The organism is Campylobacter magnus (assembly GCF_028649595.1).
In the GTDB taxonomy this organism is placed as follows: Bacteria; Campylobacterota; Campylobacteria; order Campylobacterales; family Campylobacteraceae; genus Campylobacter; species Campylobacter magnus.
The window spans coordinates 1-25477 of sequence record NZ_JAQSLK010000001.1 but is presented as its reverse complement, the minus strand read 5'-3'; the positions used below and the strand labels follow the sequence as shown (position 1 = coordinate 25477).

General features: G+C 39.0%; 22 protein-coding genes. 11 read left to right on the top strand and 11 right to left on the bottom strand.

Going from position 1 to position 25477, the window contains the following annotated elements; all coding sequences use genetic code 11:
* Window positions 1-101 precede the first annotated feature (101 nt).
* The 3 genes from guaB to ileS form a co-directional block, all read right to left on the bottom strand.
* Window positions 102-1559 carry an IMP dehydrogenase gene (guaB, locus tag PTQ34_RS00110; protein WP_273931441.1) on the bottom strand — a complete coding sequence of 486 codons (1458 nt, stop codon included), beginning with the start codon at window positions 1557-1559 and terminating at the stop codon, window positions 102-104.
* Between the two features lie 233 nt (window positions 1560-1792).
* A complete protein-coding gene (gatA, locus tag PTQ34_RS00105) occupies window positions 1793-3148 on the bottom strand; it encodes an Asp-tRNA(Asn)/Glu-tRNA(Gln) amidotransferase subunit GatA (protein WP_273931440.1) in 1356 nt (451 codons plus the stop codon).
* A gap of 91 nt (window positions 3149-3239) precedes the next feature.
* Complete coding sequence (ileS, locus tag PTQ34_RS00100) at window positions 3240-6005, bottom strand: isoleucine--tRNA ligase (protein ID WP_273931439.1); 2766 nt, start codon at window positions 6003-6005, stop codon at window positions 3240-3242.
* Window positions 6006-6126: 121 nt separating this feature from the next.
* On the opposite strand from ileS, the gene PTQ34_RS00095 reads away from it, so the two are divergent.
* On the top strand, window positions 6127-7218 hold the full coding sequence (locus tag PTQ34_RS00095; RefSeq protein WP_273931438.1) for a CinA family protein: 1092 nt from the start codon (window positions 6127-6129) through the stop codon (window positions 7216-7218).
* 254 nt (window positions 7219-7472) lie between these two features.
* Here PTQ34_RS00095 and PTQ34_RS00090 read toward each other — a convergent pair whose 3' ends face one another.
* From PTQ34_RS00090 to ilvC, 6 genes are all read right to left on the bottom strand, one after another.
* Entirely contained in the window at window positions 7473-7706 is a 234-nt protein-coding gene (locus PTQ34_RS00090; RefSeq protein WP_273931437.1) for a hypothetical protein, read from the bottom strand.
* A 61-nt stretch (window positions 7707-7767) separates the two neighbouring features.
* Window positions 7768-8643: an RsmB/NOP family class I SAM-dependent RNA methyltransferase gene (locus tag PTQ34_RS00085; RefSeq protein WP_273931436.1), complete on the bottom strand. Its 876-nt coding sequence runs from the start codon at window positions 8641-8643 to the stop codon at window positions 7768-7770.
* Complete coding sequence (gene ruvX, locus PTQ34_RS00080) at window positions 8625-9017, bottom strand: Holliday junction resolvase RuvX (protein WP_273931435.1); 393 nt, start codon at window positions 9015-9017, stop codon at window positions 8625-8627. Before ruvX ends, PTQ34_RS00085 begins: the two co-directional genes overlap by 19 nt.
* Window positions 9014-9916: a DNA-processing protein DprA gene (locus PTQ34_RS00075; protein WP_273931434.1), complete on the bottom strand. Its 903-nt coding sequence runs from the start codon at window positions 9914-9916 to the stop codon at window positions 9014-9016. The genes ruvX and PTQ34_RS00075 overlap by 4 nt, the downstream gene beginning before the upstream one ends.
* Entirely contained in the window at window positions 9885-11111 is a 1227-nt protein-coding gene (locus PTQ34_RS00070) for a divergent polysaccharide deacetylase family protein (RefSeq protein WP_273931433.1), read from the bottom strand. Before PTQ34_RS00070 ends, PTQ34_RS00075 begins: the two co-directional genes overlap by 32 nt.
* Window positions 11112-11122: 11 nt before the next feature.
* Window positions 11123-12145 carry a ketol-acid reductoisomerase gene (gene ilvC, locus PTQ34_RS00065; RefSeq protein ID WP_273930407.1) on the bottom strand — a complete coding sequence of 341 codons (1023 nt, stop codon included), beginning with the start codon at window positions 12143-12145 and terminating at the stop codon, window positions 11123-11125.
* A 128-nt stretch (window positions 12146-12273) separates the two neighbouring features.
* Here ilvC and PTQ34_RS00060 point away from each other — a divergent pair, with 128 nt between their 5' ends.
* The 6 genes from PTQ34_RS00060 to rpsR all read left to right on the top strand — a co-directional run bounded on the left by PTQ34_RS00060 (window position 12274) and on the right by rpsR (window position 17497).
* Window positions 12274-13086 (top strand): HDOD domain-containing protein, encoded by an 813-nt coding sequence (locus PTQ34_RS00060; protein ID WP_273931432.1) that lies wholly within the window; start codon window positions 12274-12276, stop codon window positions 13084-13086.
* Window positions 13083-15005 (top strand): VacB/RNase II family 3'-5' exoribonuclease, encoded by a 1923-nt coding sequence (locus PTQ34_RS00055; protein WP_273931431.1) that lies wholly within the window; start codon window positions 13083-13085, stop codon window positions 15003-15005. Before PTQ34_RS00060 ends, PTQ34_RS00055 begins: the two co-directional genes overlap by 4 nt.
* Complete coding sequence (locus tag PTQ34_RS00050; RefSeq protein ID WP_273931430.1) at window positions 14998-15987, top strand: hypothetical protein; 990 nt, start codon at window positions 14998-15000, stop codon at window positions 15985-15987. Before PTQ34_RS00055 ends, PTQ34_RS00050 begins: the two co-directional genes overlap by 8 nt.
* Before the next feature lie 123 nt (window positions 15988-16110).
* The gene (gene rpsF, locus PTQ34_RS00045) at window positions 16111-16518 is read left to right on the top strand and encodes a 30S ribosomal protein S6 (protein WP_273930403.1); all 408 of its coding nucleotides are present in this window, start codon (window positions 16111-16113) and stop codon (window positions 16516-16518) included.
* A 3-nt stretch (window positions 16519-16521) separates the two neighbouring features.
* Entirely contained in the window at window positions 16522-17223 is a 702-nt protein-coding gene (gene ssb / locus PTQ34_RS00040) for a single-stranded DNA-binding protein (RefSeq protein WP_318532609.1), read from the top strand.
* 13 nt (window positions 17224-17236) lie between these two features.
* Window positions 17237-17497, top strand: a complete 261-nt coding sequence (gene rpsR / locus PTQ34_RS00035) for a 30S ribosomal protein S18 (protein ID WP_273930401.1) — start codon at window positions 17237-17239, stop codon at window positions 17495-17497.
* A 313-nt stretch (window positions 17498-17810) separates the two neighbouring features.
* Here rpsR and mltG read toward each other — a convergent pair whose 3' ends face one another.
* The gene (gene mltG, locus PTQ34_RS00030) at window positions 17811-18755 is read right to left on the bottom strand and encodes an endolytic transglycosylase MltG (protein WP_273931429.1); all 945 of its coding nucleotides are present in this window, start codon (window positions 18753-18755) and stop codon (window positions 17811-17813) included.
* Here mltG and PTQ34_RS00025 point away from each other — a divergent pair.
* The 4 genes from PTQ34_RS00025 (at window position 18724) to PTQ34_RS00010 (ending at window position 24658) form a co-directional block, all read left to right on the top strand.
* On the top strand, window positions 18724-21213 hold the full coding sequence (locus PTQ34_RS00025) for a YhdP family protein (protein WP_273931427.1): 2490 nt from the start codon (window positions 18724-18726) through the stop codon (window positions 21211-21213). The two genes, mltG and PTQ34_RS00025, sit on opposite strands and share 32 nt — an antisense overlap.
* A 256-nt stretch (window positions 21214-21469) precedes the next feature.
* Window positions 21470-22654, top strand: a complete 1185-nt coding sequence (locus PTQ34_RS00020; protein ID WP_273931425.1) for a multidrug effflux MFS transporter — start codon at window positions 21470-21472, stop codon at window positions 22652-22654.
* On the top strand, window positions 22654-23775 hold the full coding sequence (locus PTQ34_RS00015; protein ID WP_273931423.1) for a Y-family DNA polymerase: 1122 nt from the start codon (window positions 22654-22656) through the stop codon (window positions 23773-23775). The genes PTQ34_RS00020 and PTQ34_RS00015 overlap by 1 nt, the downstream gene beginning before the upstream one ends.
* A gap of 145 nt (window positions 23776-23920) precedes the next feature.
* The gene (locus PTQ34_RS00010; RefSeq protein WP_273931422.1) at window positions 23921-24658 is read left to right on the top strand and encodes a hypothetical protein; all 738 of its coding nucleotides are present in this window, start codon (window positions 23921-23923) and stop codon (window positions 24656-24658) included.
* Window positions 24659-24970: 312 nt separating this feature from the next.
* Here PTQ34_RS00010 and PTQ34_RS00005 read toward each other — a convergent pair whose 3' ends face one another.
* Window positions 24971-25201 (bottom strand): ComEA family DNA-binding protein, encoded by a 231-nt coding sequence (locus PTQ34_RS00005; protein ID WP_273931421.1) that lies wholly within the window; start codon window positions 25199-25201, stop codon window positions 24971-24973.
* Window positions 25202-25477 lie beyond the last annotated feature (276 nt).

The window sequence follows — 25477 nt, the reverse complement described above, 5'->3', positions numbered from 1 at the left end:
AGAAAACTGCCGCAGAAGTTTCGCCAGAACGAGCTGGGCTGCGCAAAAGCACTTTAGCAAAATTCGCCCGCAAGCTGAGCCAGCCTACAAAAAAACAAGTTTTAATTACCACCTTTTAGTTTATAGTTTGGCGCTTCTCTTGTGATGATTACATCGTGAGCGTGGCTCTCTCTAAGACCTGCGCTAGTAATCTCCACAAAAGCAGCCTTAGCCCAAAACTCGCTTATGCTAGCAGAGCCACAATACCCCATAGAGCTTCTCACGCCGCCTAATAGCTGATGAGCTACGCTAGCCATTGTCCCAGCATACGGCACGCGTCCTTCTATGCCCTCTGGCACTAGTTTTTCAGCAGCGGTGCCTTCTTGAAAATAGCGATCTGAGCTGCCTTTGCTCATAGCCCCAAGGCTACCCATACCACGGTAGCTCTTATACTGACGACCCTCAAAAGTTACTATATCTCCAGGGCTCTCATCACAGCCTGCAAATAACGAGCCTATCATAACTGAGCTTGCCCCAACAGCTAGAGCTTTTGCGATGTCGCCTGAGTACTTGATACCACCATCTGCGATGATAGGCACACCATAGCTTCTAGCTACATCTGCGCAGTCGCTTATAGCTGTGATTTGTGGCACACCCACGCCTGAGACTATGCGAGTAGTACAGATTGAGCCTGGTCCAATTCCCACTTTTATCGCATCAGCGCCTGCATCTATTAGGTCTTTTACAGCGGCTGGATTTGCGATATTTCCCACAACTACATCTATATTTAGCTCTTTTTTGATAGCTTTTAGCGTATCAATTATGCCTTTTGTATGTCCGTGGGCTGAGTCCATGACAAGCGCATCAACCCCAGCTTCTACTAAAGCCTTTGCTCTCTCAAACCCACCTACACCGATAGCAGCAGCCACTCTTAGTCTGCCAAGCTCATCTTTATTTGCGTTTGGATATTCTTTTTTCTTTTTTAGATCTTTTATAGTAATCAAGCCTACAAGCTTGTTATTATCATCTACTATAGGTAGTTTTTCTACTTTATTTCCAGCAAAGATTTTAGCAGCATCATCAAGCGTGCAGCCTTTTGGTGCGGTGATTAGTGGCATTTTTGTCATCACCTCGCCTACTTTTCTATCAAAGGCTTTCTCAAAGCGCAAATCACGGTTTGTAAGAATTCCTAGCAAGGTTTTATTTTCATCCACCACAGGCACACCAGAAATGTGATACTCACCCATAATGTCTAGCGCCTGGCTTACACTATCATCAGGGTGAACAAAAACTGGATCAAAGATGATACCGCTCTCGCTTTTTTTCACTCTTTTTATCTGTTTTACTTGGCTTTCTATATCCATATTTTTGTGAATTACACCTATACCACCAAGGCGAGCCATAGCAATAGCCGCACGAGTCTCAGTAACTGTATCCATAGCAGCTGATACTAGTGGGATATTTAGGTTAATGTTTTTTGTGAATTTTGTAGTTATGTCTACTTCTTTTGGCAGTACTTCTGAGTATTGTGGTACTAAAAGCACATCTTCAAAAGTAAGAGCTTTTTTAAGTATATTCATCGTTTGTCCTTTCTTTCTTAATTCCACATTTTAAAAATCTGCAATTTCTAAAATATAAAATCTAGAATTCCCTATCAAAAATTTGTTAAAAGGCGATTCTAGTACCCATGTGCTAGTATGCCAAAAACCTGCGGTGCGCACGGCGTGGGTAGAACATATAGTTCACCGAGCCGTGCGCATTTCCGCAGGATTTTGGTGTAATAGTGCTGCGAGACGAATCGCCAAAAGCCATTTTATTTACACGCTCTTTCTAGTGATGCGGCAATATCTAGCACCTTTTGTTCCTCCCACTGCGCCCCTATAATCTGCGCTGAAATATTTAATCCATCAGCATTTTTGGTAACTGGCACAGAGATAGCTGGCAAACCAGCAAGATTAACACTAACTGTATAAACATCGCTTAGATAAGCAGTAAGTGGGTCTTTTAGCTCGCCAAACTTATAAGCAGCGTGCGGCGCAACAGGCATTAGCAAAGCATCCGCGCCATCTAAAACGCTCTCATAAGCCTTGCTAATAAAAGCTCTTGCTTTTTGCGCTTTGATATAATAAGCATCGTAGTAGCCGCTACTTAGCACGAAAGTGCCAAGAAGCATACGCCTTTGAACCTCAGCACCAAAGCCCTCGCCTCTTGTAGTAGCATACATTGCTCCAAGGCTCTCAGCCTCACCACGCCTGCCGTATCTTACGCCATCATAGCGACTAAGGTTTGCGCTAGCCTCAGCGGTGGCTATGATGTAGTAAGCTGCGATTGCGTATTTTGCGCTACTTAGACTTACTTCGCTTATTTCGTGGCCAGCTTCTTTTAGTTTATTAGCAGCTAGGTAGATTGAGTTTTTTACCTCATCGCTGGCTTCGTCTGTGTAGTTTTTTACTAGGGCGATTTTGTATTTTTTGTTTGAATCTAGCTTGTCAGCGGTGCTCGTAAACTCTACATTTGCGCTAGTAGTATCTCGCTCATCATAGCCTGCTATTATATCGTATAAAATAGCTGCGTCTTCTACGCTTCTTGTAATAGGTCCTATTTGATCTAGGCTTGATGAGTAGGCTGCTAGCCCATAGCGACTAACCCTGCCATAGCTTGGCTTAAATCCCACGCAACCACAAAACGCTGCTGGCTGGCGGATAGAACCGCCAGTATCACTACCAAGCGCAGCTAGAGCAATACCAGCACTTACAGCACACGCAGACCCACCGCTGCTACCGCCAGGCACATAGGCATTATCAAGTGGATTTAAGGTTTTGCCATAAAAGCTTGATTCAGTCGTGCTTCCCATAGCAAACTCGTCCATATTTGTTCGTCCAAAAGGTGCTAAACCTCTACTAAGCATTTTTTCTATTACAGTAGCGTTATATGGGGCGATGTAGCCTTGAAGTATTTTTGAACAGCTTGTAATTGACCAGTTTTTTACTTGGATATTATCTTTTATAGCGATGGGAATTCCAGAATATTCATCGCTAAGTTCTGCATTTGTAAGCTGTTCTATATATGCGCCTAAATGAGAGTTTGCTTTTATTTTTTCTTTTAGTTCTTTTCTAAGCTCTACAACACCATTATTATCAAGCTTTAAAGCTTCTTTTAAACTTATCATTTCTTTCCTTTATTTACTAAATACACACCACTTAGTGTAAGTGCTGTTAAAATCACGATAGTAGCTACTACAAGCCAGCTTGGCACTGGACTCATTTGTTCTCCATTACAGCCTCGCAGCGAGGGCAGAGAGCATCAGTTTTGCTGGCATTAAGCTTCCAGCAGCGAGGACATTTGAAAGCACTTGCTTTTTGTGTGCTAAAGTTTGCCTCGTCGCAAGCAAACTTACAAAGCACCTCACCGCTCTCTTTTGCTACTACAGCACTAACACCATAAAAATCACTAATATCATCGCCAAATTCATCACAAAGAGCTAGAATTCTTCTGCTATCAGTAACAAGTTCAAGTTCTAAGGTGCTTTTTATGATTTTATCTTTTTTTAGTTTATCAATGCTTTCGTTAAATAGCTCTCTGCTAGCTAGCAAAAAGCTTGCATCAATGCCAAAATCAAAATCAAGCTTAAACTCACTTATGCTAAATACATCGCTCCAATCCCCTTTTATCGCACTTGGGGCTGAGCTTAAAGCCTCATCTACTGTGTAAGTAAGCGTAGGTGCTACAAGGCTTAAAAGCGCCTTTGCTATAAGACTCATGGCTGACTGGGCTGAAATTCTACGAGCTGAGTTTTTACTATCGCAGTAAAGGCGGTCTTTACAAATATCAAGATAAATTCCGCTCAAATCCCCACTTAAAAAGCCTAATAAGATATTAAAGCCTTTTGAAAAATCATAGCTTTTAAAGCATTTAGTCACTGCGCTAAAAGTCTCGCTAGCTCGGCTTAAAATCCACTTATCAATAAAAGTGAAATTATCAGTTTTTATCTCTTTTAAATCATTTGTATTTGCTAGCAAAAAGCGAATTGTATTACGAATTTTTCGGTATTGCTCAGCAGTTTGTTTTAGGATATCAGGGCTGATTTTTAGATCATCTGTATAATCACTTAGTGCTACCCACATGCGCAGAATTTCTACACCGAATTCCTTTGCCACAGCATCAGGGGCAACGACATTGCCCTTGCTTTTACTCATTTTTTCGCCCTTGCCATCTACTGTAAAGCCATGAGTTAGCACTGATTTAAACGGAGCACACTCATTTATCGCACAGCTTAGCAAAAGCGAGCTTTGAAACCACCCTCTGTGCTGGTCAGAGCCTTCTAAATACATATCAGCTTTAAAACCGCCTGCATCGTAGTTACCGCTTTTTAGCACAGCATTCCATGTTGAGCCACTATCAAACCACACATCAAGTATATCATAGACTTTTTCTAGCTCATCTGCTTTGTATTTACTATTTTTTGGCAAAAGCTCGCTAATTTCTAGCTCCCACCACGCATCGCAGCCATTTTGCTCAAAAATGCTAGCAATATGCTCTAGCACTCCCTCATCAAAAATCGGCTCTTTACTACCCTTGTGCCTAAAAAACGCAATCGGCACGCCCCAGTCTCTTTGGCGTGAAATACACCAATCAGGACGATTTTCTATCATTGAGCTAATGCGCTTTATGCCCGCAGCTGGGATAAACTCTACATTTTCAAGATCACTTAAAGCAACTTGTCTTAAAGAGCGTCCGCCACTTAGTTTTGGGCTATCCATTGAGATAAACCATTGCTTTGTCGCTCTATAAATCACAGGCTTATGCGTTCTCCAGCAAAATGGATAGCTGTGTGTAAACTTGCTAACTTTTAGAGCAAACTCGCCTAAAAGCTCTACGATGCGGTCATTTGCCTTAAAAATATGCATGCCTATAAACTCATCAAGCAAGTCTTTTGGCAAAAGCTCTTTAAGCCTTAAAGTCTCATCATAGCAGCCGCCCTCATCAACAGGCATTATAACCTCTACATTGTATTTAAGACTTACGAAATAATCATCCTCTCCATGTCCTGGTGCTGTATGAACTAGACCTGAGCCACCATCCATTAAAACATGCTCTCCAAGCATAAATAGCGATTTTCTACCATTTAGCGGATTTATAGCGTATAATCCTTCTAGCTCTGTACTTTTAAACTCTTTTATAATCTCGCCCTTGCTTAGCCCCTGCGCTACTACGCTTTCTATTAAAGGCTTAGCAAAGATTAGATTTTCAGCAGTTAGCACGTAGGTTTCATTTGGATTTAGGCTTATGCCTTGATTTGCTACCAAAGTCCAAGGCGTCGTAGTCCATATTACAGCCCTTGCGCCTTTGGCGTCTATTTTTTGCTCTGCCTCAGGGCTTAGGGCAAAGGCTACGAAAATGCTGTAGTCTTCTTTTTCTTCATATTCTACCTCGGCCTCAGCTAGGGCTGAGCGTGCTGCCCAGCTCCAAAACACAGGCTTAGAACGCTCTATTAAAAGCCCCTTTTTTGCCACCGCACAAAGAGCTTTGTAAATATCAGCCTCAAAGGCGTATTTCATCGTAAGATACGGCTCATCCCAATCAGCTATGACGCCAAGGGCTTTAAACTCATCTCTTTGTATATTTATAAACTCGCTAGCCCAAGCCCTACAATGCTCTCTAATTTCAGCTTTTGAGGCGGTTTTTTTCTTTTCGCCTAGCTTGTTTTCAACTTGCTGTTCAATAGGCAAGCCGTGGCAGTCCCAACCTGGCGTGTATCGCACGCTCTCACCGCTAAAATAATGCGTTTTTATGATTATATCTTTTAGAATTTTATTTAGTGCGTGGCCGATGTGAATGTGTCCGTTTGCATACGGAGGGCCATCGTGTAAACAAAAGCTTGCACTAGCATTCTTGCGGTTTGCTTTCATTTTAGCATAAGCGCCTTCTTTTTGCCACTTTGCAAAACGCTTTGGCTCGTTTTCAGGCAAGCTAGCACGCATGGCAAAATCAGTATTTGGCAATAATAATGTATCTTTGTAGTCCATAAAATAAGCCTTTTTTGTATAAAAATTCGGCAATTTTAGCAAAAATTACATAAAAATAACTTTTATTTTGCTAGAATAATGAAAAATTTTTCTAGGAATTCTAGATTTTTAAAGGTAAAGCTTGAGACATATTTTAATCATCGTTGGAGAAGAAATTCACATAAATGAGCCTTTTATGGACTATATTTTAAAGCGTTTTAAAGAGCATTTTACACACACGCCGCTTATTTCTTACATCGGCAATAGCGACAAAGAACTGCCTTTTAAGATAGAAAATTTAGCCAAAAACTATGATTATCTTACCATTATCGCAAATGAAAGCAACTTTTATACAATCTCAAAAATTCTTTGTACTCTAAGTAGCGACTCACTTGAGCTAAAAAACGATACTTTAATGCCAAGCAGAACTGAGCTTTTTGTAGAAAACTCTTTTGTGGCTGAAATCTTAGATGCTAAAATAAATCTCTTAAAAGCTTGTCCTAATAAGGCTTTGCCTGTATTCTTGCTAGAAAATACCACTCGCACAGAAAACTTCATGCTAAATGCTGTAAATAAAGATGACGCTCTTAGCTTGCTAGCCTCTCTTGCTGATAGTTTTAATGTAAATATTTTTACTAGCCAAATCTTGCCTGAGCTTGTTTTGGTGCGTGCGACAAATCAAAAATTTGGTCAAATTGACGAGTTTTTAGCAAGCGTAAATGAACGGCTTAAAAAGCACTTCATAAAAGGCGATAATATAGCAGAATTCATAGTTTCAAGCCTAAAAGCTAAGGGGCTAAATCTAAGCTTTGCTGAGAGTTGCACAGCCGGGCTTGTAGCTGCTAAATTAGGCTCTATAGCTGGCGCTAGCGAGGTGTTTTCAGGCTCTCTTGTAACCTACTCAAATCACATCAAAAATGTCTGGCTAGGCGTGGATGAGGCCGTGCTAGAGACAAAAGGTGCCGTTAGCTCTCAGTGCGTAGAGCAAATGGCAAAAGGGGCTTTAAATATGTCAGGGGCTGATTTTGCTATAGCAATTAGCGGTATTGCTGGACCTGGCGGAGGAAGTAGAGAAAAGCCAGTAGGACTAGTGTATATAGCAGTGGCAAATGACGAGCACTGCGAGGTTAGAGAGTGTCATTTTAGCGGAGATAGAGATTATATAAGAGAACAATCTGCGCTTAGGGCTTACTCACTGCTATTAGAGAGCTTTTGGGATGAGATTGTAGAGTGAGGGCGGCTAGGGAATTCTAGAATTCCCTAGCTAGAATTCCCTAGAATTCCATAGAAAATTTGGACTAAGGAATTTTGGAATTCCTTAGAGAATTTTAGAAAATTTATACTAGGGAATTTTGGAATTCCGTAGAATTCCGTAGAGAATTTCTTAGAAAATTTGGACTAAAGAATTTTTAGAATTCCCTAGCTAGAATTCCCTAGAAAATTTATACTAAGGAATTCTAGAATTCCTTAGAAAATTTTAAAAAACTTTTACCATCTAGAATAAGGGCGGTAGTGGTGTGGTCTATAATGATGCCTTGGGATATAGCCACGCTTATAATAACCTTTATTTCTATAATGATCTCTGTGGTGATTTTTGTAGCCTCTTTTGTAATAGTGTCCGCCGCCGCCTATGTCTATAAAAACATTTGGCGTGCTGATGCTAACATCAACCCTAGCCTGCGCTAAGGCAAAAAACATCGCTAGTATCAAAAAATATCTCATTTTCTCTCCTTTGCTAGGAATTCTGTGCTAGAAATTCTAGTTTATTTTAAAAAAATTTTTGTTAATTTTGCTCTTTTTGGCAAACTTTTCTTAGCTTACAAATATAAAATCCACTATAAAGCTCATCTGGCAAAATAAGCGCGCCGTATTTTCGTGGCAGAATTTTTGGGGCAGCATTTTGGCTGCTAAAAAACTGCTCAAAATCTAGTGGCAAAATCTCTAGCTTAAAGCGTGAGTTCAGCGCATTTTCTATCACTTCTTCATTTTCAGCGCTAAAAAAGGTACAAGTGCTATAAATCATCTCTGCGCCGTCTTTTAAAGCGTATAGTGCTGCGTTTAAAAGCCCTTTTTGAAGTTTTGCTATGGCTTTTAGCTCTTTTGGAGATTTTTCGCTAAACATCTCATTAAAGTGCGAATATGACGAACAAGGCGCATCAAGCATGATTTTATCAAAGCGATTTGCGCAGGTTTTTGCAATGCTGCGCGCATCTTTATTATAGGCTCTAATGCCTTTTAGTCCGTATTTTTCTAGGTTTTGCTTGAGGGTAAAAAAGCGGCTTTTATCATACTCTATAGCAGCCCCGCTAATGCCAGCAAAGCGGCTAAAAAGTGCTATGCTCTTACCGCCTGGGCTTGCACACATATCGCAAAACTCATCACCCATGCAAAGCTCTAAAAACAAGGTAGCAAGATACGAGCTAGGATTTTGGATATATATTTGCCCTGCGCTAAAAAACTCACTATGACTAAGTGCGCTTTTATTATCATAAATATAAAAGTTATCAAACAGCTCTTTTGCGCCCTTAAATTGCTCTAACACTCGCTTTTTTGCGCTTTTGTCAGTGATAAAAAAGCCAGATTTTTTTGGCGCAAAAAAACTAGCCCAAACACTCTCAAAATCGCTGCCTAAAAGCTCTTTTAAATACTCTTTAAACACAAATACCGCCTTAAAATTTCGCAAGCTGAGAGGCTATCAAGCTTGCCATCACGGCTTTTTGAGTATCCCCCAGCCAAAAGCTTGCTAGCTTCCACGCTAGAAAAGCTCTCATCTACAAAAACCGGCTCTAAATCCGTATCAAGTAAGCTGCAAAAATGCTCTATCCTGCGTCTCATCTCATCCTCGCTAGCCCCACCAAGCGGCACACCTACAACAAGCGTGCTTGCGTTTTTTTCTTTTAGCATTTGGCTAGTATCTCTTGCTGCTTGATTGCGATTTTTTCGCAAAATCGCCGTGCTAGGCAAAATAGTCTTTTTATCAGGGCAAATAGCAACGCCAATGCGCTTTAAGCCTATATCAAGAGCGATTATCACAGCACCCTCACAAAAGCCCCATCAATTGCTACAAGCCCTTCAATCTCATACTCAAAAAGCTTGTCGCCAAAGCGTGCGTAGGCTGCGTTAAAATCATTATTTGCGCTAAGGAATTCTAGAATTTCATCACCCTTTCTGCTCTTTTGCTCACTTAAACTCACAAAAAGCTCAGCGCCAAAAGACAGCGCAAAGCTCTCAAAATCATCTAAAAGCTTCATATCGCCTTTTGCTATAAGTATATTTGTCCCATTGCTCTCACCCTTGCGCTGAGGCAAGCCAAAAAGGGGAATTCCTGCGCTTTTTGCGTAGTTTGCGCTAGACATTGAGCCTGATTTTATATCAGCTTGGGCTATTACTACAGCATCACTAAGTCCCACTACTATGCGGTTTCTGGCTAAAAAATCATAGCTTCTTGGCGCATGCGAACTAGCAAACTCGCTTAAAGCAAGACCGCGCTTATAAATCTGCTTTATTATGCCTTCGTTTTGGGCTGGATAAATCATATCAAGGCTATTTGCAAACACGCCTATAGTGCGTGGTAAGGCGCCTTCGTGAGCAAAAATATCAGCGCCTATTGCCCCACCGCTGATTACTACAACTCCGTGCTTTTTAAGCGTGGTTGAGAGATTTAAAATCAAGTTTTGCGTGTATTTTGAGCATTTGCGAGAGCCTACAATTGCTACAATAGGACAGCTTAAAAGACTAGTATCGCCTTTGAAAAACAGCTCTTTTGGCGGTTTTTTAAGACGCAAAAGCTTTTTTGCTATTTGCCCCTTTAGTTCTAGTTTGGCTGAGAATTCTAGATTTTCATCTTGGAATTCTAGATTTTTATCTTGGAATTCTAGATTAGAATTAGGGAATTCTAGATTATTTGTAGTACTCATAGATTTTATCCACATACACTACTTCAACGCCCTTAAATGCGTCTTTTTGTGCGATTTTGAGAGCTTCAAAAGTGCTTTTGTAAGGATGACAAATCGCAATTGCCACGCCATCTTTTTTTGCCACCGCAACTGCGTTATTTATCATTTTTAGGATTTTGCTTACATTTTGTTCGTTATCTAAAAAAACATCTCTATAAGCATATTTTAGCCCTAGTTTCTTGCTAGCATCAAGCACAGTGCTTTTGTTTGTTGTAAGGCTGTCAATGAAGTAAATTTCACTATTTTTTAGCTCATCAAGCAATGCTAGCGTGCTTTTAAAATCACTAGTAAAGCCTGAGCCGGTGTGATTATTTATGTATTTTACGCCTTTAAAGTCGTTTTTTATATCCTTTATGCGCTGGGAGATTTTTTCTTTGCTATCGCCAGTGCGCAAAGTATTTGCTTTTTCGTTTGTGTAGTTTAGAGCCTGCAGGGGCAAATGCACCATATAAACAGAAAATTCCTTTGCTAGCTCGGCGGTTTTTGGATGCTGTTTCTCAGGCGGAAAAATGCTAGGCGTTACTTTTATGCTAAGCTTTTTTAGCTCGCTTGCTTGTGCATTTGTGCTTATATCATCCATTATGATAGCTAGTTTTGGTCCCCCGTTTGGGGCTTTGTGAGATTTTAGCTTGGAGTGAGAGTTTGCGCTGTAGCTGTATTTCGGTGCTTGCTCGGCTGTTTTTTCAAAAGTGCTTTGCTCTTTACTGGCGTTTTGTTCGCTTATATTTTGCTCTATTACAGTTTTAGCGATAAACTCTTCTTTTTGTTCTTGTAGTTTTTTAGAGAATTCCTTAAGTTTTTCATCGCTGATTTCTTCGTAGATATTAGCAATCTTATTGTCTTTGCTTATTTTTTGGCTGCTGTTTTGCTCGTCTAAAACAGAGCTTTTTTTCTTTTTACTCTCTAGTAGTTCGTGGATTTTTTGTGTGTTATTATTTTGGGCTAGGTTTGCTTTTTTTGCTTGTGGTTCTTCTTTTATCATCATAAGAGCAGCTAACCACGCTAACATAACTAGCACAAAAACAGCCAAAAAAGCTCTTGTTATATTAAAAGATCTTTTTTTAGAATTCAAACTAGAATTCCTACTAGAATTTAAACTAGAATTCCTGCTAGAATTCTTTGGCTTAGATTTTGAGGCGGTTTTACCCGCCCCTTTTATTTTTGGACTCAAAAGAAAAACTCTTAGTTTTTATCTTTATCTACGATTTTGCCTTTGGCGATCCACGGCATCATCGCTCTTAGCTTATCGCCTGTTTTGCTTATTAGCGAGTTGGCTGTGATAGCGCGCTCTGCGTTCATTTTCACATAGCCTGCTTTGCGCTCTAAAATGAAGTTTTTAGCAAAGGTGCCATCTTGAATTTCTTTTAGGATTTGTTTCATAGCAGCTTTTGATGTTTCATTTACTACTCTTTGGCCACTTACATAGTCGCCGTATTCAGCTGTATTAGAAATAGAGTAGCGCATATCAGCCATACCGCCTTGGTAGATTAGATCTACGATTAGTTTTAGCTCGTGTAAGCACTCAAAATACGCCATCTCAGGCTCATATCCAGCCTCAACTAGCGTCTCAAAGCCAGCGTTAATTAGCGAGCATAGACCACCACATAGCACAGCTTGTTCGCCAAATAGATCAGTCTCAGTCTCGTCTTTAAATGTAGTCTCGATTATACCTGTGCGACCACCGCCGATTGCGCTAGCATAGCTTAGAGCGAGTTCTTTTGCTTTGCCAGTTGCGTCTTGGGCAACAGCGATTAGATCAGGAATTCCGCCACCATTTACAAACTCGCTTCTTACTGTGTGACCTGGGGCTTTTGGTGCTATCATGATGCAATCCACGCCTTTTGGCGCTTTGATTTGACCAAAATGAACATTAAAGCCGTGACCAAAAGCAATAGCCTTGCCTTCGCTTAGGTTTGGTTCGATTTCGTTAGCAAAAATCTCGCTTTGAAGCTCATCTGGGGTTAAAATCATAATAACATCAGCGTATTTTGTAGCCTCTGCTACGCTTAGTACTTTAAAGCCTTTTGCCTCTGCCTTTTTTGCTGAGCTACCATTTGGGCGAAGTCCAACAACAACTTCTACGCCGCTATCGCGTAAGTTTTCAGCGTGTGCGTGACCTTGTGAGCCAAAGCCTATCATTGCTACTTTTTTTGATTTGATTATGCTCAAATCGCAGTCTTTGTCGTAATAAACTGTAACAGCCATTTTTGATCCTTTTAGAAAAATTGATTTTGCGATTATAGCCAAAAGTGCTGAAAAATTTTTAAAATTTTGGCAAAATTTAATTTTTTTTTATTATAATTGCGCAATTTATTTTTCTAAAAGGCAAAGCTATGAATGATTCAATCTATAAAAGCATAAAAACTCTACCGCCACTTGATGATACTGTGATTAAAATCCAGCAAATTTGCCGTGATGAAAACGCAACAATCGGCGAACTAGTAGATGTCATCAAAAAAGACCCTATGCTAACAGCAAATATCCTACACTCAGCAAACAGCCCACTTTATGGCTTTTCACGCGAGATTACAGAGATAAATCAAGCTGTAAATCTATTTGGCATGGCGACAATTCGTGGTTTTGCGCTATATGGTGCTATTAAACAAAACTTTAAAATCGACCTTGGTCCATATAGTCTAAACTCTGAGCAGTTTTTAGATATAGTAAGCACGCAAAATGCTCTAGCGTTTGATTGGTGCAAAAAGCTTGGCGGAGAGTTTTTAAATGTAATTTCGCCAGCGAGCTTTCTTATGGAAGTTGGTAAAATCATCATCTCAAAAGAGCTAATAGAGAGTGGCAAAGCAGATGAGTTTAAAAAAGCCTTTGATGAAATTAAAAGTCTAAAAGAGCTAAGCGAGCTTGAAATATCGCTAGTTGGCGTAGATAGCGAGGAAGTAGCAGCTAAAATTTTGGAGCAATGGAACTTTGAGTATAAAGTGGTTGAGAGCATTTTACACATAAATGACTTTGCTGATGCCCCAACTGAGATAAGAGACTACTCAGCAGTGCTAAATGTAGTTAAAAACGCAGTTAATGTATTTTCAAAATTTAGCGAAGAAGGCGTAGCTGCTGCTAAAGCAAATCTAAAAACTGCTGGACTAAATGAAAGCGCCTTTAATCAAGCATTAGAAAAAGTAGGCGTGTGAGATATTTTTTAGAAACGCTTAGTCGTGGGGCTAGTAACCCAAATGCTAAATGTAAAGAAGCCCTAAGAATTCTAGAATTCCTAAAAGCAATTAGCTTTCACAAAGGCAAAGCATATCTAAACAATGGTTTTATAACAGGTCGCCTTGATATAAACGCAATGGGCGTGGGCTTTATAGAAGTATTTAGCGACAAGCCCATGCGTGATATCGTAGTTGAGAGCAAAAATCTTGGTGGTGCGCACCTTGGCGATATAGTGGTGGCTCATCTGCTCTCAAATAAAAAATCTCGCCAAAGCGCAAAAATCCTAGCCGTGCTAGAACCTGCAAATGAAACTAGCCTAGTATATCTAAAACGCTTTGGCGAGGCAGTTCTAGGCGTAAATATCCAAAATGGTCTTAGTCTAGCTCTAAAAGCTAGCCAAAAATCCCTAAAAGCCTTGCCCCTTGGCACTCTGCTAAAAATAAATAACGCAAATAATGAAATAACCGAAGTTCTAGGGCTAATAACTGATCCAAATATAGATGAGAAAATCTCCCTTGCTATATATAATAAAAAAGATGAGTTTACCCCAGCCTGCGAGGATGAGGCAAGAGCGTGGGGAGATACGGTAGATCCTAGCATGTATAAAGAGCGAGTGGATTTGCAGCATTTGCCATTTTGCACCATTGACCCTGATGATGCAAAAGACTTTGATGATGCTATTTACTACGATACTAGCAAAAACGAACTTTATGTAGCAATAGCTGATGTTAGCGAGTATGTAAGTGCGTTTAGTGCTACTGATAAAGAAGCAAAAAACCGCTGTTTTTCTATATATTTTCCACACAAAAGTGTGCCTATGTTGCCACGAACTCTAAGCGAAAATATTTGTTCGCTAAGGCCTGATGAGCCACGATTAGCATTTACTTTTAAAATTAGCTTAAATGACGATCTAAGCGTAAAAAAAGAAGAGCTTTTTTCTGCGATTATAAAAAGCAAAAAGCGTTTTACTTATAATGAAGTAGATAAAATTTTAGAAAATAAAAGCGGCTGCGAACAAGGAATTCTAGATTGGCTTTTGCCACTACACAAAATCACGCAAAAACTAAAACAAATTAGATTAAAAAAGGGCTTTGATTTTCGCTCAAAAGAGCTAAAAATGAGCCTTAATGATGATGGGCTCATAGCTAGCACGCATTTTGAGAGCGAGACGCCAAGCCATGCTTTGATAGAGGACTGTATGCTTCTAGCAAACAAAGCCGCTGCAAAAATGATAAGCAAAGGCATATTTCGCAACCACGCCCCAGCTGATATAAAAAAAATAAATTTCTTACTTGATAATTTAGCTACCCTTGGCATAGAAGCACAGTATGAGAGTGACTTTGCTTTGATGATAGCCAAAATCCAAAGCAAAGCAAATGAACTAGGCATAAGAGAAGATGCTGATAAACTAATAATAAAAGCGCAAAAAAGAGCCGAGTACTCGCACACTAGCAGTGGGCATTTTGGGCTGGGGTTTGAGACTTATACGCATTTTACTAGCCCTATTAGGCGTTATAGCGACCTTACTTTACACCGCCTTTTAAAAGCGCAGTTAGCAAAAGACGATAAGCTCTATAATTATTTGTTAGAGGGCATTGAAGCTACTTGCGAGGAGCTAAATATAAAAGAAAGAGAAGCTGATAAAGTAGCCTTTGATTTTATGGATAGAAAGTTTGCTAGATGGGCAGAGCAAAACATCGGCAAGGAATTTATTTGCTACATTAGTGAGATTAGTGAGCCACTTATTGCTAGGCTTGATGATGAGCTAAAAGGCGCTAGGATAATCCTGCCAAACTTCACTTGCCCACTGCTTACAAGAGTACGTGTACGCATAATCTCAAGCGATATCGCAAGTGCTAAAATCATCGGCAAAGTCGTGGAGAAACTAGATGTATAAAAAAGATCTAGATTTTATACTAAAGGGTAAGAATATACCCTATTTTTTTATGTTTTATGGAGATGATAGCTATCAAATAGAGCTTTATGCCAAAGAATATCTCTCACGCTTTAATGGGGATAAACTCACACTTAGCTTTGATGAGTATGATTTTAATAGAGCAAAATCGCAGATTGAGCAAAACTCGCTTTTTGGCGATGTAAGCATTTTACACATCAAAACTGATAAAAAAATCCAGTTAAAAGAGCTAAAAGCCCTTGTTAGCCTTGCTAATAGCTCTGCGATTTTTGTTTATGAGCTTCACGATGGAGTGCAAAAAAATGTAGCAGAACAAGCAAAGGTTTTTGGTGCTAATTTTGCTCGCTTTTTTGTGCCAAAAAACGACAGCGAAGCTAGCGAAATCCTGCTAAATCACGCAAAAAAACTAGGCATTACAAACGCAAATCCTGCGCTTTTACTACGCATTTATCATATTCATAATGAAAATGTATATCTTGCTACCTCAGAGCTAAACCGCATTGCTATTTCAGGGCTAGAATTAAATGACGAACTAATCGCAAAACTAGTCTCAAGTCTAAATGCCATTAGCTTTGATACACTTTTTAACACGCTTTTAAAAAGCCACGATGCAAGCGCAAAAATTGCGCAGTATTTTGATGCAAATAGCATAGAAGAAAGCGTTTTTTTAGCTGCGCTTTATAAATCATTTCACCGCCTTTTTCTTGTCCACTTAGGGCTAAAACTAAAACCTAACGCAAAGCTTCAAGAATTCCTAGGCTACGCACTGCCAGCACATGTAGAAACTGAGCTAAAAGCGCAGGCAAGCCGCTTTTCTTTGCCTATGTTTTATGATATTTTTGCGCATTTAAATGCTTGTGATTATGAGCTTAAAAAGCCAAAAAATTTCATGGATAAAGAGCTTTTTTTACGCTCAGAATTGCTAAAACTCTCAAGCATTATCGCAAAACACAGCAAACATTAAGTATATTTTAGCTAAAATCCGCGCTTGTTTTTTGGAATTTAAAGGCGCAGGTCTAGAATTCTAAAGACAAAAATCCTTGCCCTTTGCTATGGCAAAGAGCTAAATATCCACAAGGAGAGATAAATGAAACACTACGAGGTTCTTCTTATCATCAAGCCTACACTTGAAGAAACAGAAGTAAAAGCAAGAGTTGATTTCATCGAGGGTGTAATCACCAAAAACGGCGGTAAAATCACATCTTGGCAAGACATGGGTACACGCAAACTAGCGTATAAAATAGACAAATTTGAGCGCGGCGTGTATAAAGTATGCTATTTTGAGGCACCAACAGCTCTAATTGAAGAGCTAGTACGCAATATCCGCATTAACGAAGATATCATTCGCTTCTTGGTTGTAAAATACGAGACAAAACGCGAAATAGCAGCTTGGGAAAAACTAAGCCGCGGCGAAAAGCTAAACCAAATCAAAAAGCCTGAGCCACGCGCACCAAAAGCTACTAAAGAAGAAGCAAAAGAAGAAAACGAAGAGTAAAAAATGTCTTTTAACAAAGTAATCTTGGTAGGAAATCTCACTCGCGCCCCAGAGCTAAAATACACTCAGGGCAAAGGCACACCAGTGGCAAAAACTGGTATTGCGGTAAGTCGCAAGGCAAATGTAAATGGTGAGATGAGAGAAGAAGTTTGCTTTATAGACCTTACTTTTTGGGGTCGCACAGCAGAGATAGCAAATCAATACCTTCAAAAAGGCTCAAAAGTGCTTATTGAGGGTCGTTTAATGCTAGAGCAATGGCAAGACCAAAACGGACAAAACCGCTCAAAACACTCTGTGACAGTAGAAAGTATGGAAATGCTAGGCTCAAAAGAAAGTGGCTCAAATAACGGCTATAATGGCGGTGGCTATGATAATGGCTACAATGATGGTGGCTATGGCAACCAAAACTATGGCAATCAAAACTACGCTAGCCAAAATTATGCTAGCCAAAACTACAGCAATCAAAGCTATAATGGCAGCAATGCTAACTATAATGCTGGAAATGCTAATTATGGCTCATTTGATGGCGGATATCAAAACCCTAGCAAAAGCGCAAATAACTTTGGGGTAAATGTAAACCAAGGTTTTAATCAAGGCGCAAATGGAGCAAATAACGCAAATTTCGCTCGCCAGCAAAGAGCCCCACAACAAGAAGAAAAACTACCAGAGATTGACTTAGATAAAGAAGACGAAATACCATTTTAAAAAAGGATAACAAATGGCTGAAAAAAGAAAATATAGCAAAAAATACTGCCGCTACTCAGAGGCAAAGGTTGAGTTTATTGATTACAAAGATACATCAATGCTAAAATACTGCCTTTCAGAGCGCTTTAAAATCATGCCTCGCCGTCTAACTGGCACTAGCAAAAAATACCAAGAGATGGTTGAGCGTGCTATTAAAAGAGCTCGTCAAGCAGCTCTTATCCCATATATCGTTGATCGCAACGAGGTTGTTACAAATCCATTTGAGGGTATGTAATAAAATCTTTACAAACTAGAATTCAATTCTAGTTTTGCTCCCTTTTTTTTTATAAGGAATTCTAGAATTCCTTATAAAAATATAATTTAAATCTAGAATTCCTAGGCAATATCTGCGCAATAAATATGCGCAATAAATATAGGAATTCTAGATTTTACTTGTGAATCTAGAATTCCTGATCTAGAATTCCTGCGCATTAAAACCTAGAATTCCTAGGCATTAAAACTTGCTAAATCTAGAATTCCTAATCTAGAATTCCTGCGCATTAAAACCTAGAATTCCTAGGCATTAAAACTTGCTAAATCTAGAATTCCTACTTTCTACTAGCATTTATAGCATTTACATGAGCGTCATAGTTTGTGGTGAAAATATGCTTGCCAGTTTTTTTATCGCGAACGAAGTATAAATAATCTGTCTTTTTAGGAAAAATCGCTGCTCTTATAGCAGACATAGATACTGTGCACACAGCCCCTTCTGGAAGTCCTGCAAATTTATAGGTGTTAAATTTGGTATTATCATTTGCTATGCGCCGTGGGGTGATTTTCTCGTGGCTGTATAAGCCGTAGTTTAGCGTGCCGTCCATTTGTAGTTTCATGCCTTTTTTTAATCGATTATAGATCACTGATGCTACCAACGGCATTTCATCTTCGTTTGCGGCTTCTTTTTGGATGATTGAGGCGATTATTATGTAGTTTTCCCACTCTTTTTGATTAAAGGTGCCAAAGATCTTGGCCGAGCGTTCTTCATGGGTTTTTTTGGATAAATTTACTAGGTAAAATATCAAATGCTTTTCGCTCATGCCAAGCGGAATTTTGTAAGTATCAGGCACCAAAAATCCCTCAAAAAACAGCGCATTTGCCCTTAGCTCGCTTAGCAAAAGCTCGTATTTTAGCCCTAGTTTGCTAGAAATGTCTTTTAAAAAATATTCGCTAGTCTCTCCAGGCACTAGCGTGATTTCTTCTAAGGCGGCCTTAGCTTTTGTAAGGCGGTAAAGAAAATCAAGCCTGCTTAGTCTAGAAGTGCCTATCTCCACCCAGCCAGCCTGCGCCGAGCCAAGAAGTGCTAAAATATATTTATCAAGCTTGTTTACATTAAAGTTTCGCAAAGATAAATAAGATATAATATCAGCACTAGATCCTTTTGGGATAAATACAACTTTGCTCGTATTCATGGGCTGGCACAAGCTTGCGCCCCAGCTTATAAAAAAGAGCAAAACAAAGTGTGCTATGAAAAAAAATATTTTACTTTTTATACTCATGTTATTCCTGTGTGGCATAGTTTTTTTGATGCAAGGCATTCACATTTCTAGCTTCAAAACGCCTTATTTTTCACTTGAAAATCTATATTTTAAGCTGGAAAAAAAGTTTATTTTGCGACTTGAGAGCCTTCATATCAACGCTAGCAGGCAAACTGATAGCTCGACTGAAGAACTAGAAACTTTTTTTCAAAGCGCTAATTATATAAAAATTTTCTTTAAAGAACTTATTTTTGATAAAATTTCTTATGAAAATAATATGTTTGCCCTTACTTACTTTGGCGATAAATTTACGCTAGATAGCGACTATGTAACGCTTATTGCTACTTTTGATGGCGCAAAAACCAAGGTTGATGAACTGCTTTTAAAGGACTTTGATTTTAGATTTAACGGCGATATTAATATAGATGCTAGCGAGCAAAATTTTGATTTAAATGGCAGTATTTCTAGCTTTGATATAAGTGCTAATATGAGTGCTAGGCTAAATAATGGAATTCTAGATTTTGAGATTAGCGATGCGAGGGCAGCTAGTATTGATGATTTTATGGATAGCCTTGCTAAAAATATAGACTTAGATGAGGAGATAAAGAAGTGGATTCATGTCTATATAAAAGCCAAAAATTATGAAATATACAGCTTTAAAGGCAGCATTGATACAAGAAGCAAAGAGATAAAAAGACTAGATGGCTTAGCACATGCTAGTGATGCTAGTCTTTTTCTCTCACCTAGTTTAAAGCCGATTTTGTTTAAAAGCATTGATATAAAGCTAGCTAATGACAGCCTAAACTTCACGCTAAATGAGCCTAGCTTTGAGGGCAAGAGCTTAGAGGGCTCAAAGGTTGCCATCACAAATATCACAGGAGAGAATTCTCATATCATAGTAGATCTTAGCTCAAATGAAATCAGCCTTGATGATGCTAAGCCTATTTTGGCAAACTATGATATAGATTTGGGTGTGCTTGGCTCGTCTGCGCCTACTACTACCACTTTGCGCCTTGATATTAGCTTGGAGCCTTTTGATGTTAGGGCTGATGGCAACTTCGCTTTTAGCACCAAAAGTCCATTGCGCATAGGTGAGGCTAGTTTTTATAGCACTATTCTTGATTTAGACTTAAATGGCACTGTGCTAAACTTTAAAAAAGCAAATCTTAGCTCAGATTTTTTGGATATTGATTTTGTTGGCAAACTAGACTTTAGTAGCGATAAAGGCACGCTAGATACGCATATAAAGCGCCTTGATTTAGAAGGAGATTTGCTAAATATCAAAAATATAAAAACCACTGCCAAGCTAGATTTAGCTAAAGATTTTGAGGTAAGCATAGCTGATTTTGATTTTGTTGGGAATTTTTCAGGCAAAAAGCGTCTTAGTATAAATGATTTAAGCAAGGTGATAAAATACTCTCCTTTACTAAGTGAGCTTAACGCAACGGCTGGGTCTTTTAAGCTAGATGGCGATGATTTTACAAACTTTGGTGGAGCTTTTGAGCTGTTTTTTAACTTTGGCTTAAAAGATCAAAATCAAAATCCATACAACCACGATATATTCACCTTTTTGGTAGCAAAAGAGGGTTTTAATCTCACATCTAGAAGCGGAAATATACTTGCTAAAAATAGCAAAACAGGCAAACTAGAAGTCTTTGTAAACAATATAATAATCCCTATAAATCAACAAGCAACAAGCAATAAAAGCAAAACAAACATAACATACATAGGCAAAAACTCATCACTATCTCTAAGCGATTTTAACCGCACCTTAAACTTCAAAGCTTTTAGAGCTGATTTTAAAGAGGGATTAGATTTCACTGGCGATTATGGAAATGACAGGAAGCTTAATGTTGTCTTAAAGCCTAATTATCTAAAAATAAATGGCACAAATCTACCAGATACTTCTATAAACGACTTTTTAGGTGGTAAATTCATTTTTGATGGTGGCTTTGATATCAAGCTAGAAGGCAGGGATTTTAAGGACTTCACAGCCACTATAAATGCTAAAGATACATATTTTCTAGGTCTTAAAGCACAGCAAAATTTGCTTGCTTTTTTAGATAGCATTCCAAGTCTTATAATTTTTAAAGTAAATGACTTTACAAAAAAAGGCTTTGAGGCAAAAACAGCCCAAGCCCAGCTAAAAAGACAAGGTAATTTGCTACAAATAAACGCTCTTACGATAAATGGCTCAAATGCTGATATCTACGGCACTGGTGGAATAAACACGGATAATAAGGATATAAAAATGCAACTAGAATTACGCCTGCTAAAAACAGCTAGCAGTGTAATAGCTAATATCCCTATCATAAACCACATTTTACTAGGCGAGAATAAAGTTGCTTCTACCATAATCGAAGTCTTTGGCACTTATGACGACCCAAAATACACATCCACAGTGGCAGTAGACATCCTAAGCACACCATATAACATTATAAAAAATACACTAAGCTTGCCAGCTAATTTATTTAAATAAGAATCTAGAATTCCTTAGGAATTCTAGATTTAAGTTATGTAAATAAATAACTCCAAGCAAAGTAGCTATAAAATAGAAAATAAAGCCATACATAGTAAAATGGTGGAAAACACGGCGCACATTGCTTCTAAACTCTATTGAATAATTACAGCCCTCGCCCCATCATGCCCACCAAGGTAGCGCATTTTTTAAAGCGTCTTTTAGTATTAATTCTGCCAAAATTTTGTATAATAAACGCAAAATCAAAAGGCAAACCATGCAAACAAGCACCAAAATCACAGGCTTTAAAAAGCTCTGGCTTATTTTTATCCTAGCTTTTATGAGCGCAGTTGCGCCACTTAGCACTGATATGTATTTGCCAGCCCTAGCCAACGTTCAAGAAGCCTTTGCTACAAGCGAGTTTTTCACCCAGCTTAGCCTGGCTAGTTTTTTCATTGCCTTTGCTTTAGGGCAGCTCATTTATGGGCCACTAAGCGACTTTTTTGGGCGAAAAAAGCCCCTTATTATCGGCATTGCTTTATTTATGAGTGCGTCTTTGGGCTGTGTTATGGTAGATAATGTTGCGCATTTTATTGCTCTTCGCTTTTTAGAGGCACTTGGGGGATGTGCTGGGGTCGTGATAGCAAGGGCGATTGTAAATGATCTTTTTGAGCTGCACGAGGCAGCAGCTGTTTTTGCGCTGATGATGGTAGTATCATCACTTGCGCCTATGCTCTCGCCTACTTTTGGCGGATTTTTACTTCAGCTTTTTAGCTGGGAGAGCATTTTTATAAGCTTATTTTTGCTTGGCATTGCGCTGCTACTTTTTGTGATTTTTACCCTAAAAGAAAGCCACGAACCACACAAAGAAAGCTTTGATTTTAAAGCTATTACCTCAAGATACAAAGATGTTTTAAAAGACCGCTCTTTTATCATCTACACGCTCTCATCAGGCTTTGCTATGGGGGCGATGTTTGCTTATATTACTGGCAGTTCTTTTGTGTTTATTAAGTATTTTGGCTTACATGAGCAGGTTTATGCCCTTGTTTTTGGCGCAAACTCGCTAGGCTTTATGATTCTTAGCATTATAAACGCTAGGCTTGTTTTTTGGTGCCAGCCACGCACTTTGCTCGGGTTTGGACTTGCTTTGATGTGTGCTTTTTCTTTGCTTTTGATGTTTTTTGATAGTTTTTGGCTGTTTGAGGGAGCGTTATTTTGCGCTATTGCTTGCTTGGGGCTTATTGCGCCAAATGCTGTAACCCTAGCTATGTCACGCTTTAAAGAGCACTCAGGTACAGCCTCAGCCATGCTTGGAACTGCGCAGTTTGCTTTAGCTGGGATTATTAGCTTTGGTGTGGGAGCGTATGGAGCAAATATGCCTTGGCAACTTGGCTTAGTTATTTTTGCTTGTTCTGCGCTAGCAACGGGGTTCTTTTTTGCCTTTATAAAAAAGAGTGCTTAGTGTTTTTACACATTGACCTTGATGCTTTTTTTATAAACGCTGCTAGAACAAAAGAGCCTAGCTTGCGTGGAGTGAGTGCAGCTGTAATCAGCGGAAACTGCGTGGATATCTTTGGCGATTTTTTACCGCCTGGTATGGTGCTAAGTGCTAGCTATGAAGCACGCGCAAAAGGCATAAAATGCACTATGCAAGCAGCCACCGCTCAAAAAATAGATCCACAAATAAAGCTAGTTAGCACAGATTTTACGCTATATAAAAAGCTTAGCAAAGAAGTTTTTAATGTGCTTTATGATTATACAAATGAGATTGAAAAATACAGCATTGATGAGTATTTTTTAGACCTTAGAGGCACTAGCTGGGATAATGAACCAAGTGCTCTTGCTAGTATTATAAAAAACCGCATTGAAAGTGAGCTTGCCCTACCTTGCTCGCTTGGCACTGCGCCACATAAATGGTGGGCAAAGCTTGCTACAAGTCTAGCAAAACCAGCTGGAATAAAGCATATTTCAAGTTTTGATGAGATTGGCTCTGTTCTTTTAAGAGACTTTGCTGGGGCTGGCAAAGCTAGCCTAGATAAGCTAAATAAAGAGGGCATAATCACGCTAAATGATGCTAAAAACTCACGCCCTAGCTTTGAGCGACTTGGTAAGGCTGGACTTAGCTTATGGGAGCATATTTGTGGGAGCAGTGGCGATTTTTTGCGCAAAGAAAACGCGCCAAAAAGCCTTAGCATTGCTCGCACTTTTGAGCGTGTTTTTGATAGAACTGAGCTAAAGCGCCGCATAAGAATACTCGCAAAACACCTACACATAGACCTTGCAGAGCAAAATCTCGTGCCAAAAAAACTTGAAATCCGCTTTGCCTACGAACACTCAAAAACCACCAGCCACACTTTTAGCACAGATAAAGAATTCACTCAAACCACACTAGCTAGTGAGTTTTGGCAAAGCTTTTGTGCGCTTGATAACTCGCCTAGATTAGGTGTTGTTTATATCAGCCTTGGCAGCAGCGATTTTAGCGGACAAAAGGGGCTGTTTTGGCAGCAAAAATCAAACAAACAAAAAGCCCTAGATGACGCTCTTTTAAAGCTTCAAAACAAATACGGCTCAGGTTTAATCTAGAATTCCCCAGACTTTATGTATCAACTCCAAGATTTTCACATAGTTTTTCACAGCAAAAAGCAAATTTTCACACATTTTCACAGCAAAAAGCTAAAACTTTAAATACTTTTGCCGATTTAGCTAGTAAATCTAAAAAGGATAAAAAATGGCAAATACAATCACAAACTCACTAAGCAGCTTAAATAACTTTTTTGGCGGAGTTAAAAATAATAGCCAAAAAAACAGCACTGGTAACGCTTTGGCAAGCTTTAACCAAGCCCTAGCGGGGGGCAACAAAGAAGCCCTACAAGACGCTGCTAGCAAACTAAAAGCGGGTAGCTCAATTAGCTCAAGCTACCAAGCAAGCTTTATGGAAGCAAGTTTTACTCAAAGCGGTGGAAACTTCTCATTTCAGCTCTCAGTGCTAAATACTAGCGGCTTTCAAAGCGCCTTTAACTCAGGAGATAGCATGAGTATGTATAGCAAAACGCAGAGCAATCTAACCACACTAACAGTAACTGGGCGGATGGGTGCGCTAGGACAGCTTAATGATATTTTAAGCAAGTTTAATCTAAGCGATATAGGCTACGAGGGCAAACCGCTAAGCGAGCTAACACAGGATGATGCGGCTGCGCTTGTGAGCGATTCAGGATTTTTTGGTATGAAAAACACAGCAAACCGTGTGGCTGATTTCGTGCTAAAAGGCGCAGGTGATAATCTAGACTTGCTAAAAGCAGGCTTAGAGGGCATAAAACGAGGATACGACGAAGCTACGAAGCTTTGGGGTGGTGCATTACCTGATATTTCACAAAAGACCCAAGAGCTTACTTTAAAACTAATAGAAGACCGCATAGCACAGCTTGGCGGTGATACTAGCGGCAACACTATGAACTTAGAAGCCTAAGCTAGTTTTAAACTAGCAGGAATTCTAGAATTTCTAATCTAGAATTCCTAGAGATTGTTGAAGCTTTATTGCAGAATTCTAGAATTCCGCAATTTTAAAAATAAATAAATCTAGAATTCCTAGAGATTTTATGCTAGGAATTTTAGATTTTCTTAGCAATTTTTTTAGGAATTCTAGAATTTCTAAACTAGAATTCTTAAACTAGAATTCCTAATCTAGAATTCCCAAAGAGAATTCCTAAACTAAAATTCCCAAACAAGAATTCTTAAACTAGAATTCCCAATCTAGAATTCCCAGCAGAACACAGCAAGCTTACTTTACAATAATCTCATCTTTGATATTATTGTAAATACCCTCACCTATGCCTTTTACCTTTTTAATCTCATCAGTGCTTGTAAAAGGACGAGCTGCGATAATGGCTTCAGCCTTAGCAGCACCTATGCCTTTTAGGCTCATTAGCTCTTCTTTGCTAGCTGTGTTAATATCCACAGCGCCAAAGGCAAGGCTAGCTAGCATAGCTATAAGTAAAAGTAATTTTTTCATGATAATCCTTTAAAATAAAATTGAAGTTTTAATTATAGCGTAAAATAAAAAGAAATTAACAAGTAAAATGAATTTATTTAAAAATAAAAGTTTATAAAGCTTTTAATAAAAAATATTTTAATTATTCTAAATTGATTTTATAAAATAGAATTAAAAAAAATAAGAATATCAAAGAGTATTTTTAACAAAGCTCGCAGCGACCTACTTTTCCAGTCCCAGTAAGAGATAGTATCATCAGCCATGACGAGCTTAGCTTCTTGGTTCGAGATGGAGCAA